Origin of the sequence: Peribacillus sp. YIM B13481 (assembly GCF_042787985.1) — a bacterium.
In the GTDB taxonomy this organism is placed as follows: Bacteria; Bacillota; Bacilli; order Bacillales; family DSM-1321; genus Peribacillus; species Peribacillus simplex_A.
Genome location: NZ_JBHZPE010000031.1, coordinates 4,094 through 16,658, shown reverse-complemented (window position 1 = coordinate 16,658; position 12,565 = coordinate 4,094). Strand labels below are relative to the sequence as shown.

Below are 12,565 nucleotides of genomic sequence, written 5' to 3'. Positions count from 1 at the left end.
ACATTCCCCTGCCATGAATACGTATGTATTATTTAATGGTATTGATGGCTTGGGCAAGAGTGGATTTTATCATCACTTTATCAAAAGGCAGTTGAAGCTTAACAGCAGTCTTGGCTATTTCCGGCCGAAGTCCTGAAAGGGTTGTCCGGATTCCGATCAAAGTTAAGGATTCAATCAATTGTGACAGTTGGTGGGCGGATACACTATCTATTGCATGGACTCCCGATAGGTCAATGAAAAGCCTGGTGACATTTTTTTCAGCGCATTTTTGTAATGTGTTTTCAAGCAAGGACATGCCTCTCGCCGTGTCAATATCACCGATCAGGGGAAGCAACGCCGTGTTATCTTTAAGGGAAATGATAGGCGAGCTCAATTCATCGATCGTTGCCTGCTGGGCTTTCATAATTTTATTGGCATATCTATGATTCGCTTCCGTAAACCGCTCCATCACTTCACTGAGCACCTTGACCACTATCCGGTACCAGGAGTTTATTTCCTCCTGTGTATGTTGATCTCCATGCAATGCCACGAATTGATCAATATAACCCAAGTATTGCTCTTGCGTTCGAAAGAACTCCCTCAATATAAAATAGATGGGTGTGTTTAAATGCTGCTCATCCTGACCGATATCTTCAATCCACTCACCAAGATGCTCAAAGTATTCCCTTTCCTCTGTATCAAAGACCTGAAAGAAACGTAAATGGAATTCATTATTTTGTTGCTTAAGCTTTTTAATTACTTCGGGATCAGGTGAGCTATAAACCCCCGCCTTATCATTTTTATTCAATGTTGCGTACCAATCCTCAGTCAATTGTGCTGCAACACCTAATAAAAATGAATATAGTTCTTTATTTCTGTGCATAAATTCCCCACCTATTTATTTTTTTATCATCCCAATTGGTCTCAGCAATCGATAAATCATCGCTACTGGAAGACTGAAATCAGCATTGTAAGGGTATTGAAAGTTAACGATTCAATCAACAAAGGAAGCATCGAAGATCCCCCCAATGGTCCCCTCTTTCCATTTACCTTCCCAGCTATTTTTGAAACCATACAACTGCCGATTTTTTAAAAAAGGATTCTTAAAAACATCCATCTATTATTCTGGTCATTTTATTGTTATAGTTTGCCATTTTTATTTTTTGTTAACAATTTAACCTTCATCCAAACCATTTTCTTTTCACGTGAAAAAAGGACCTGCTCCCAGTTCCTCCGTTTAGTGGCATTGAGCCGCACTATCCATAACCTTTAAACCATCCGATCACCATTTCGCCCATCTAATGATCATTACTTTTTCATAAATAAAGCCGTCCATAAACCTTGCACCCCAAAGGTTTCATCAGATTCTTCCTTTTTCCTCATTTTACGTATTTCCACCACTTCAAATTCCTTGAAAATCATTCTAAGTTTTTCTTCAGTAAAACCTAATCCGCCTTTAAGACTTCTTTGCCTATATACCTCCCAATCCGAGATGTCGGCACCACCTAATATGCCGCCTTCTACAAAACAAGTAATCGAATACAATCCCTTAGGCCTTAACGCCTTTTTCACCATCTCCAAATAATTGATCCTTCGATGTGGTGCGATATGATGAAAACAACCTGAATCATATACGAAGTCATATTGCCCTTCCTCAATTTCCAATTCAAATATATTCCTTTGAATGAAGTTCACTTGGACTTTCTTTTCTGCCGCTCGTTCTTTTCCCCATTCCAGGGCTTCCTTTGAAAGATCAACCGCATCAACAGAACAGCCCTTTTGAGCTAGGTAAATAGCATTTCTTCCAGGACCGCACCCAAGCTCAAGAACCTTTCCAGACCCAAGCAGCTCACTATCAAAGTATTGAACCAAATTCTCATCAGGGAGATTTCCGAAAAAGGGAACCCCCTTTTCCCGGTCTTCATAAAAACCATTCCAGAATGCAGTTGGCTCACGCAATAACGAATCAAGCATGTTCAATAGATCTTCATAGGTTGTAATCGTCTCCGACAAAACCATCACCTCTTCCCATTATATCCCACAATTTAATTATACCGATTTCGCCCGGCGGCCATGTAACAGCTGCATCGTTACATATGACGTAAAGCTAACAAAGTCGCACTCAAACTGCCTTCTGATTGATAATACAACATTACTTAATAACCGTTGATCAGCTCAATATCCATTAGAAAGGCGAGAAATGATAGACAACGGTGCTCCCATACTTACGCTCCTTGATAGAAACAACCCATTATCAACATTACGGACAGGTTCCTATTTTTTAGCTACCAAACAATAAAACTCATCTCTATTATGTATCCTGATGTCCTTGAATCCGCATTGTACCAAGCTACTTTCTATCTCCTGGATTGAATACAGTTTAAAGTCCTTCGTTTGCTCCATCATTTCCATATTAGTTTTATCCATAATTGATAAAAATAACATTCCATGCGGTTTTAACACTCGGTATGCTTCACATATGCCTTGATCAATATCATCCCAAAAATAAATGGTATGGACGGTGAATACTTTATCAAAAAAGTCATTTCTAAAAGGTAAGCTTTCAATATTGGCTACCTGTATATCCACCACCCCATCGTACAGATACTTCCTATTCCTCCTCATTGCTTCTTTGACCATCTTTTTGGAAATATCGACACCATAATTTCTGCCAAGAATATTCACTTGAGCCAATCTAGTTAATGTGGAGCCATTTCCCATTCCGACTTCCAGAATTTTTTCGTTTCCATTACTATTCAATAAGCCAATTGTCCAATCATTTATAGTATGGTTCCCTCTCTCCATATACCTGCCCACCCATTTGGAGAGAGGTCCTTTCGGATTTTTCAATTGACTCCCAATCCACTTCTGAAACATGCCTCCACCAGCTTCCTCAATATTATTGTTCTTTACCATCACTTTGGCAGCCATAACTATAACAATCAAAATGGCAAGACTGACAAACAAATAAATCCCCCTTAGATGAAAAAAATATCCCACCCGATTAAGAGAATCCACAACTACCTCTCTATAACAGAGCTTCCGTATCTCCAAGAAAATAATAATAGGGTTAAAAATAATACTGATGGCAGTAAGCATTGAAAAGATATAATCATGGCCAATCATTTGCATACTCATAAAGGATGTAATAACGATGATTAGAAAAACCAAGGAAGACTTAATTGGAATTTTCCGTTCTATACATCTATTTAAAATAAGCCAACCTAAGGCAAAACAAACAAAAGGTATGATTGATGAGTATATGAACGATGATTAATAATCATTCAGATTACCAAATCTATATGAGTACTGTAAGTTCATTAACATTATAAAAATATAAGGTTATAAACCATGATGAAGAAAATAAACTTCGTTGAGCCCTTCCATTTTTCAGAATGATTTTCACACCTTTTAGGTCTTTACTCGTTCTATCCGTTTACTGATAATTATCTTTCTATACATTCCATTTAGCATGATCGATCGATCTTCTTCCATTTTCATATTTTTTTCATGTCTACTGAACAAGTCTTCAAACCTCAAGCCAATATCTGTACCTAAAAATCTAATGATGGGTCTCAGAAGCTTTTTGGGTAATGAAAGCCGTTCATCTTTAGAGATAAACTTATCGAATATGATTATTTTACCCTCGCCTTTTAAAACCCTGATCATTTCCTGAAGACATTCATTTGCATCAGGTACGACGGAAAGGACCAAACTTCCAACTATATAGTCAAACGATTCATTATCGAATTCCATATGCTGTGCATCCATCTCCAGGAAAGTGATCGATCTATCCCCATTTTTAACCATCGCCTTTTTTAGCATATCAGCCGAAAGGTCTATCGCCGTTATCTCAAGGTCAAGGTGCTTGATCAACTCTAAATCGGCACCCGTTCCTACGCCCACAAACAGAACCTTTGCATTGTCATGAAATGATATCTCTTCAAATATACTTTTCCTGGCTTTTAAAAAGAGGGCACTGAAGGTTTTGTCATATATTGGAGACCAAACCTTATAAATTACTTTATTCCACCAATTATTCAACATCCATACCTCCCCGGCCTCTTACATACTTCTTCTATAAAGCATATGAAATCCCTTCCAAGCGGATATGTAAAGTTCATTCAGAATGCGATGTTTCCTTCCACGATAACGGTCAGGTATGCCATATCTCTAAAAAACTGTTCCCACTATTGGTTTTCTTCCTTAAATCATCATAAGTTTGCTCCTGCCGTGTCCGACATTAGGTTTCCCTGTATTTCTTTCCATAAAGAACAACCCTCCAAATCTAAAGGCCATACCTTTTTAAACACAGACCTTACACCTGCAACCATTTTAATAAATTACCTTGACTGTCATAGTAATACATTATAAGATATACCACAGGAGGTGAGGATTTGGTTCAACGACAGCTATCCTCTGACCTGCTTCGCGGACATGTAGATACGATGATTCTAAAACTCCTGCAAAGTGGCGATAAATACGGTTATGAAATCAGCAAACTGATATATATGAGTTCAAATGAGCAATATGAATTAAAGGAAGCGACCATGTATTCCAGTTTAAAACGTCTAGAAAAGGACGGATGCATCATCTCTTATTGGGGAGATGCTTCACAAGGCGGAAGAAGGAAATATTACAAAATCACCCCCATCGGGGAAGACACATATACGCAAAATAAAAATGATTGGGAACTTGCCAAGCAAATACTTGAACGCCTCTTGTAAGAAAGGAAGATGAAATGTGATTGAAAAACTGCAGGCACATGTTCATGGCATTTTTGCACCGTACAAAAATGCAAAAACAGCAAATGAATTGGAAGAAGAACTGCTGCAAAACTTACTCGAAAAATACAATGACCATAAAAAGAATGGCTCTAGTGAGCAGGAAGCATATAAGCTGACTGTGGATTCAATTGGAGAAGTATCAGAACTCATGGACTCACTCAATCTTCACTATAGTGAGCTTGAGCAAGCGGTAAACATGGACTATTCCAGACATCGCTTATTGGATTCCGACTTTCGTTCGGTTTCCGTGCATGACGGGAAATTCAATTCCTGCGATTTAAGCCGCTCTGATTTCAGCCATTCCGACCTGACGAACAGTACTTTTAAAAGCAGTAACTTAAATAAATGCATCTTTGAAAACGTCAATTTAACGAGCACCTTATTTAAAAGCGCGAATTTAAAAGGTGTAACTTTCAAGAACAGCATTTATAATAAGACCCATTTTAAAGGCTGTAATTTATCTGGTCTTACATTTGATGGGGAAACATTCAACCAAACCATTTTCGAGGGTTCTTCATTGAAAAAGGCGTCATTTCGTGATGCCACACTCATCAATGTTCAATTCCGGATGTCCGATTTAAAGAAAATCGACTTTACTGGAGCTTCGATGGATAAACTTACTTACAACTTTTTAAATGGTGCGAAGGTTGATCTTAGCAGCGTGACCATCATCTAAAGGAGGGATTTCCAATGACTTTACCAATTGCGATTGTTGTATCCACCTCAATCATTTGCGTGACCGTGTTTTTGACTGCGGTCGTATTAAAAGGAATGAGCATGGGGGAATGATTGATTAAAGAACCCTGTGCTAAGACAATACACGTCTTAGCACAGGGTTTTTACGTTTTCAATTTAAATCCATGAATTTAAAGTATGGAAGTAACAATCATCCTATATTAAGAGAAATAACCGTTTTCCTTGCTGGTAAAAACCATTGATTTTATTTTCTGACTATTATACAATAACTCAAATTAATCTATTTAACATTCCATGAAGAGAAAGAGTACGTTATAGTTTCTGTTCCAAAGAGAGCTGGTGCTTTGCTGAAAGCCAGTGTCCAGATAATAACCGAAGATCATCTCTGAGAAGTAAAGCCGAACCTTTAGTAAGCTTTACCGGTTTCCTCCGTTATAAGGGACAACATACAATTATGTTTGTAAAGGGCAGCAATGTGCTTTCTAAGCATTCCATTAAACAAGAGTGGTACCGCGAGTTCTGAATCTCGTCTCTTAATGAGACGGGATTTTTTGTTTTTATCCTGTTAAATCAATGAAAATAAAGGCAAAGCAGGTGAAGGTCTAATGCAGACACTATTATTCGTAACAGATTTATACTATGAAGCAAAAGGAAGAAATTATTATGAGGAGGATTTGTTCCTTACTTCGGAACTTAGGGAAGATTTTCAATTGGTCATTTGTCACCCTGAAGACACTGAAACATTTGAAAAGGACTTTGACCTAATTGTATTTCGAAATGCTGGTCCAGTAGCAAATTTTAAAGATAAGTATCAAGCATTCCGCAATAGAGCGGCTACTGGTTTGAAAACTTACAATTCATTTATTGGAAAGGCTGATATGAACGGGAAAGAATACTTAATTGAACTGACGAATGCCCAATTTCCTGTCATTCCAACTATCGATACCCTTGATTCTTTAAATAAACTTCCTAATGTAGCATTGTACATAGTGAAGCCGAAAGATGGTGCAGATTCCATCGGTTTGGAATTTGTCACGAAAGATGAATTGGGGGATAAAATCGATTCAGAATCAAAGAACCTATTGGTACAACCTTTTATCAACTTTGAGTATGAGGTTTCATTTTATTTTATCGATAAGGAATTTCAGTATGCTCTTTATGCACCAGACAAAGAGAAAAGATGGGAATTAAAGGAATACACACCTACAGAAAAAGATTTAGCCTTTGCTCAGCAATTTATTGAATGGAATAATCTTGATTGGGGGATTCAACGAGTTGATGCATGCCGGAATGAGCAAGGTGAACTTTTATTGGTTGAACTGGAAGATTTAAATCCCTATCTTTCCTTGCTGGAATTAACTGATGAAACCCGTCAGAACTTTGTAAAAGCGATGAAAAAGTCAATACAGAAAGCTCTTCAAGCTTAGAATAACAAAGAAAGACCTCTAATTAAGTCGTTTCAGATTGTCGCAAAAATTCGTTAACGGACGAATAAAATTTGAGTTAGGTCGAATAACTGGCTAGCCGAGATCCCACAGACGCGTGCTTTGATGAGGCTTGGCATACAGTCGGCGGCCGAGATCAAATGGAACGTTTTTTAACTAAAAAAACTGCAGGCAAACTCGCTTTTCTTCGAGTTTGTCTACAGACTGAAACGACTTTTAATTGTTAAACTATCTGTGATTTATGCCATTTCCATGCACTTTCAATAATCTCTTCCAAATCTATTGATGCTTTCCATCCAAGTTCTTCATATATCTTATTAGCTGAAGCAACCAGACGGGCTGGATCTCCAGGGCGACGGTCTGCATACTCTATGGTCGGCTTCACCCCTGTGACCTTTTCACAAGTGTCGATTACATCTTTAACCGAAAATCCTTTTCCATTCCCAAGATTGTAGATGGCCGTATCCTTCTTCCCGGACAATAGGGCTTGAAGCGCAATTATATGAGCTTTGGCTAAATCCGTTACATGAATATAATCACGAATGCAGGTGCCATCTTTCGTGTCATAGTCTGTACCAAATACGGAAATCTTCTCTCGTTGACCTAATAAATGCTGTAAAATAATAGGAATCAGATGTGTTTCCGGATCATGACTTTCACCGATTTCTGCCGACACATGTGCTCCAGCCGCATTAAAGTAGCGTAAAACGACATAGTGGAGTCCATATGCATTTGCAAAGTCGCTTAAGATTTGCTCCACCATCAATTTCGAGCGGCCATATGGATTAATCGGATCAGTTGGCTGATCTTCATCAATTATATCCACATTTGGTATACCGTAAGTAGCTGCCGTTGATGAAAAAATGAAATTCCTAACATCATGCTTGAGCATGGTATTCACTAATGTAAGAGTTGCACCAACATTATTATCATAGTATTTATAAGGGTCTTGGACAGACTCACCAACCAAGCTATTAGCAGCAAAGTGCATTACAGCTTTAATGGGATATTTAAGGAATATTTCATTCAAGACCGCTTCGTCCCCTAAATTACCTTCTACCAAGATGGCCTTCGAATCGACCAGCGAAGGAAAACCGGTTGAGAGATTATCCAGAATGACAACCTCTTCTGTATTCACTAACTCTTTTACAAGATGACTTCCAATATATCCTGCACCGCCAACGACCAAAATCATATAATATTTACCCTTTCTTTTTAAACTGACTTCTTTACGTTATAAGTTCTCCCAACAAACCTCACGCGTCTTAAGAATTGGGCGTCCCTGGATCGCACACTTTAGCCCTTTTAGCCATAATAATCCCCTCCAGGCAGTCGTGTACAATCCAAAATTGTTACTGGTCTTAGTACACTCTCTACCTAAAGGGGATAGTATCACATAGGTGTTTTCTCTATTTAAAATGGTCTATCTGATTCCTGCTTTATGCATCTTGAGGATATTTTCCATTTCTTTTATAATGTCGTCTCTTAAATCAGGACGTTGAAGGGCAAATTCAATTGTCGTTTTCACAAAGCCATCAACAACTCCTACATCATAACGTTTTCCTTCAAAATCGTAAGCGAAGACTTTTTGGATTTCATTCAGTTTTTGGATAGCATCCGTTAACTGGATTTCACCGCCAGCTCCTGTTTCCTGCTTAGCTAAGAAATCAAATATTTCCGGTGTTAGTATGTATCTTCCCATGATGGCTAAATTGGATGGTGCCGTTCCTTGTTCTGGTTTTTCAACGAATCGGTTCACTTCGTATCTTCTGCCTTCTTGAGTAAGCGGGTCAATGATGCCGTATCTATGTGTTTCATTCTCATTTACTGGCTGCACTCCAATGATGGACGAACCTGTCGCATCATATTCGTTGATTAATTGACGTAATGATGGCACATCGCTTTGAACGATGTCATCGCCTAAAAGGACTGCAAATGGCTCATCACCAATAAAGTTACGTGCACACCAAACAGCATGTCCAAGGCCTCTCGGTTCTTTTTGCCTAATGTAGTGGATATTAGCTAAATTCGATGGGTACTGTACCTTCTCCAATAAATCGAATTTCCCTTTTTCCCTCAAGTTATTCTCTAGTTCGTATGCATTATCAAAATGATCTTCTATCGCACGTTTATTCTTTCCAGTGACAATGATAATATCTTCGATTCCCGCTTTCACGGCTTCTTCTATAATATATTGAATAGTTGGTTTGTCCACTATTGGCAGCATTTCTTTTGGCATTGCCTTCGTAGCAGGCAAAAATCTAGTTCCCAATCCAGCTGCAGGAATTATAGCCTTTTTTACTTTTTTCATACTCTTGTTACTCCTCCATATCAACTTTAAAAATTAAATCCATATAATTTACAGTTTTTTCTTAATCACCATATTAATAGTAACATAGTCTGGTTTTTTGTTAAAATGTTTGTATATTCAATACTTTTTATATCCTATTTATTATATACCAATTTCTTCATAATTTAAAACTTATTGGGTAAATATTTCATCTAATTGACACTATTCACCGTCTCCAGCTTGGAACGGAACGTCTGATAAAGTAAACATGGCCCTTTCCCGAACGAATATCAGGAAAAGGCCTTATTTTCTTGATTATACGGCTGTCAGGTCCAAAGACTGACTTATTTAGTACTATTGATCATCCCATTAATTTTTTCCATGAAAGCATTCATGACTAGGTTCAACTTCAGCTCGGCTTCTTCCATCGTTTCACCTTGGATTCCGAAATAGAATTTGATTTTAGGTTCTGTCCCAGATGGCCGTAAGCATACCCATGTGCCATCCTCAAGGAAGTACTTAATTACATTTGATTTAGGTAAATCAATGACTTCTTCCTTATCGGTGCCCACCGTCAGCTTCATGCCGCTTTGATAATCCTCCTGCACAGTTACAGCTTTTCCGGCTATTTGCTTTGGAGGATCCTCACGGAATTGATTCAGTATCCCTTGAATCTGCCCAGCGCCTTCGATCCCCTTTAAGGTCAATGACTGGAGTCCCTCCAGGTAATATCCGTACTTTTCAAATATATTTAGCAAACCTTCATATAGGTCCATGCCCTGCTTTTTATAGTAGGCACACACTTCCACCGCAAGAACGGCAGCTTGGATCGCATCTTTATCACGGGCAAAATCCTTGATTAGATAGCCATAACTTTCTTCATACCCGAATAAGAATGTGTGCTTACCGCTTTTCTCATATTCGTTGATCTTTTCAGCGATGAATTTAAAACCCGTTAATACATCAATGGTCCCTAAGCCATATTCATTTGCGATCCTGCGGCCTATTTCAGAAGTCACTATCGTTTTTAAGACAACTCCATTGGGAGGTAAAGTGCGTTTCGATTTCTTTTCTTTTAAAAGATAATCCAATATTAGTGCACCAGTTTGGTTACCTGTAAGCACTACATATTCGCCATTCTTATTTTTAACGGCGATACCGAGCCGATCTGCATCCGGATCTGTTGCGATCAACAGGTCCGCCGATACCTCATTTCCTAATTCAATGGCCATTTTAAATGCTGCATGTTCTTCAGGGTTCGGTGATTTGACTGTCGAAAAATTGGGATCAGGCAATTCCTGCTCTTTAACAACATGTACCTTATCGTATCCCAGATCTTTTAAAGCCCGCCTAACCGACTTATTTGCTGTGCCATGAAGTGGTGTGAATACTACTGTCACATCAACTTCTTCGCTTAGATTTCTGTTTTCGGGCACAGTAAGCAACTTTTCATTATAAGCGGCATCGATTTCCTCTCCGACAATCTCAATGAGGCCCTGTGCTTTCAATGCCACTTCATCTTTTACCGAAATGGCAAGTTCATTTTCAATCGCATTCACGAATTCAATCACCTTATCAGCAGTAGCCGGAGGAAGCTGGGCACCATCTGGTCCGTACACTTTATAGCCATTATACTCAGGGGGATTATGACTTGCAGTGATAACGATCCCAGCATAGGCATTCAGTTCTCGAACGGCAAAGGATAACTCCGGCGTTGGTCTTAACTCATCGAATAGATAAGCCTTGATCCCTTCAGTAGCCAAGGTCTTGGCTGCTTCCAAGGCAAATTCAGGTGATTTAAAACGTGAATCGTAGGCAATCGCGACACCTCTGCGCTTTGCTTCATCACCCATCGATTGCAGATAATGGGCTAATCCCAATGTTGCTTTGCGGACTGTATAAAGATTCATTCGATTGGTACCTGCCCCAATTTCCCCGCGCATACCGCCTGTGCCAAATTCCAAGTTCTTATAAAACGCATCTTCAATATTTTTTTCATCATCTTGCATCTTGTTAAGTAATGACTTCATTTCCTCATCAAGGGCTTCGAAATTCACCCATGAGTGGTAAGAACATTTATAATCCATTTTCACATTGTCCTTCTTTCTTTCTTTCTTTCTTTCTGGTTCCCTGTTGGGAAATCTAGATGTTCTGCTAAATACTAACAGTTATCACTGAAATAAAAAAAAAGCCATTCATAGGACTTTCTTCGCTATATTATCAGCAATAAATGGATATCAGTCAATATTTTCAACATAAAAAGGTTTGTTAGGGATGGATAATCAATTGAATTTGAATGGAGGCAATAATCAGGGGATGGCGATGGATTCGGTAATCTTGGACATCAGCCCCTCCTTACCCTTAAGACAGGAGCTGATGTCCACTATAATGGATCACCTTACAAATAAATTATTCAGCTTCGGCAACAACCGTAAAGCGTTGATTGATGTGTTGCGGGTTTTCTATTTCATCAAGTACTGCAAGGGCAAAATCGGCATAGCTTACATAACTTTCACCTTTTGAGTTTACAAGAAGGTTGTCTTTCCCCAGTTTATACTCACCTGTTCTATTTCCTTGCGGATCAAAGAAGGCTGAAGGACTGATGAACGTCCATTGGATTCCAGTGGCATTATTTAAATCCTCAAGGTTCTTGGATTGATTAGATGCTGTTGCAAAGTATTCTTTCGGGAATTCAGGTGTTTCCAGTACACGTATCGTTTTCGCCTCGTCAACGAAAAGGCTTCCAGCTCCGCCAACAACGATCAGTTTAGTTTGAGGAGCCCCTTTCATGGCATCAATTAAGATTTTTCCTGCATCGACATGCAGATGTTCTTTCCCTGGTGCAGCACCAAAGGCATTCACTACCACATCAAATGCTTTAATATCTTCAGCTTTCAGATCGAATAGGTCTTTTTCCTGTACGGATGCTCCTTGAATTTGGACTTTGGCTTGATCCCTGACAATAGCCGTAACTTCATGCCCCCTAGTCAATGCTTCTTTTAAAATCATACTTCCAGCTTTTCCGCTCGCACCAATAATACCTATTTTCATTTTCAAATTCCTCCTATATCGTTTTTGAACCCTTAATTGAATTCTCAATTGTAACTGAATTACTTACATGTAATAATATAAGTTACAAGTCACTGATTTGTCAAATATATTTTATCCTGCCTTTAGTCTTATGAGTCATTACGATTGGTAAGTTTCGATTTTCGATGATATATTCCGGTTTTCGATGATATATTCCGGTTTTCGATGATATATTCCAGTTTTCGATGATATATTCCGGTTTTCGATGATATATTCCGGTTTTCGATGATATATTCCAATTTTCGATGATATATTCCGGTTTTCGATGATATATTCCG

The 12,565-nt window shown here is 38.6% G+C and carries 12 protein-coding genes and 1 other annotated feature; of the genes, 4 read left to right on the top strand and 8 right to left on the bottom strand.

Annotation, left to right across the window (positions count from 1 at the left end; translation table 11 throughout):
• Positions 1-28 precede the first annotated feature (28 nt).
• From ACFX4X_RS16890 to ACFX4X_RS16880, 3 genes are all read right to left on the bottom strand, one after another.
• On the bottom strand, positions 29-862 hold the full coding sequence (locus ACFX4X_RS16890) for an STAS domain-containing protein (RefSeq protein WP_284469509.1): 834 nt from the start codon (positions 860-862) through the stop codon (positions 29-31).
• Positions 863-1,287: 425 nt separating this feature from the next.
• On the bottom strand, positions 1,288-1,992 hold the full coding sequence (locus ACFX4X_RS16885) for a class I SAM-dependent methyltransferase (RefSeq protein WP_377384879.1): 705 nt from the start codon (positions 1,990-1,992) through the stop codon (positions 1,288-1,290).
• A 261-nt stretch (positions 1,993-2,253) separates the two neighbouring features.
• Positions 2,254-2,946: a class I SAM-dependent methyltransferase gene (locus tag ACFX4X_RS16880; RefSeq protein WP_377384877.1), complete on the bottom strand. Its 693-nt coding sequence runs from the start codon at positions 2,944-2,946 to the stop codon at positions 2,254-2,256.
• 187 nt (positions 2,947-3,133) lie between these two features.
• Between ACFX4X_RS16880 and ACFX4X_RS16875 the strand changes: the two genes are divergently transcribed.
• On the top strand, positions 3,134-3,256 hold the full coding sequence (locus ACFX4X_RS16875; protein ID WP_377384875.1) for a hypothetical protein: 123 nt from the start codon (positions 3,134-3,136) through the stop codon (positions 3,254-3,256).
• A gap of 134 nt (positions 3,257-3,390) precedes the next feature.
• Here ACFX4X_RS16875 and ACFX4X_RS16870 read toward each other — a convergent pair whose 3' ends face one another.
• On the bottom strand, positions 3,391-4,023 hold the full coding sequence (locus ACFX4X_RS16870) for a class I SAM-dependent methyltransferase (RefSeq protein WP_377384873.1): 633 nt from the start codon (positions 4,021-4,023) through the stop codon (positions 3,391-3,393).
• Positions 4,024-4,427: 404 nt separating this feature from the next.
• Here ACFX4X_RS16870 and ACFX4X_RS16865 point away from each other — a divergent pair, with 404 nt between their 5' ends.
• The 3 genes from ACFX4X_RS16865 to ACFX4X_RS16855 all read left to right on the top strand — a co-directional run bounded on the left by ACFX4X_RS16865 (position 4,428) and on the right by ACFX4X_RS16855 (position 6,889).
• Entirely contained in the window at positions 4,428-4,706 is a 279-nt protein-coding gene (locus tag ACFX4X_RS16865; protein WP_375166274.1) for a PadR family transcriptional regulator, read from the top strand.
• 16 nt (positions 4,707-4,722) lie between these two features.
• Entirely contained in the window at positions 4,723-5,442 is a 720-nt protein-coding gene (locus ACFX4X_RS16860) for a pentapeptide repeat-containing protein (protein ID WP_318686743.1), read from the top strand.
• A 305-nt stretch (positions 5,443-5,747) separates the two neighbouring features.
• Positions 5,748-5,999, top strand: a binding site (T-box leader).
• Positions 6,000-6,067: 68 nt separating this feature from the next.
• Complete coding sequence (locus ACFX4X_RS16855) at positions 6,068-6,889, top strand: ATP-grasp domain-containing protein (protein WP_377384871.1); 822 nt, start codon at positions 6,068-6,070, stop codon at positions 6,887-6,889.
• 241 nt (positions 6,890-7,130) lie between these two features.
• On the opposite strand, the gene galE is transcribed toward ACFX4X_RS16855, so the two are convergent.
• The 4 genes from galE to ACFX4X_RS16835 form a co-directional block, all read right to left on the bottom strand.
• Positions 7,131-8,102: a UDP-glucose 4-epimerase GalE gene (gene galE / locus ACFX4X_RS16850; RefSeq protein WP_377384869.1), complete on the bottom strand. Its 972-nt coding sequence runs from the start codon at positions 8,100-8,102 to the stop codon at positions 7,131-7,133.
• 228 nt (positions 8,103-8,330) lie between these two features.
• Complete coding sequence (gene galU, locus ACFX4X_RS16845) at positions 8,331-9,218, bottom strand: UTP--glucose-1-phosphate uridylyltransferase GalU (protein WP_089362753.1); 888 nt, start codon at positions 9,216-9,218, stop codon at positions 8,331-8,333.
• Between the two features lie 323 nt (positions 9,219-9,541).
• Positions 9,542-11,284 (bottom strand): phospho-sugar mutase, encoded by a 1,743-nt coding sequence (locus tag ACFX4X_RS16840; protein WP_377384867.1) that lies wholly within the window; start codon positions 11,282-11,284, stop codon positions 9,542-9,544.
• 322 nt (positions 11,285-11,606) lie between these two features.
• The gene (locus tag ACFX4X_RS16835) at positions 11,607-12,248 is read right to left on the bottom strand and encodes an NAD(P)-dependent oxidoreductase (RefSeq protein WP_284469501.1); all 642 of its coding nucleotides are present in this window, start codon (positions 12,246-12,248) and stop codon (positions 11,607-11,609) included.
• Positions 12,249-12,565: the final 317 nt, after the last annotated feature.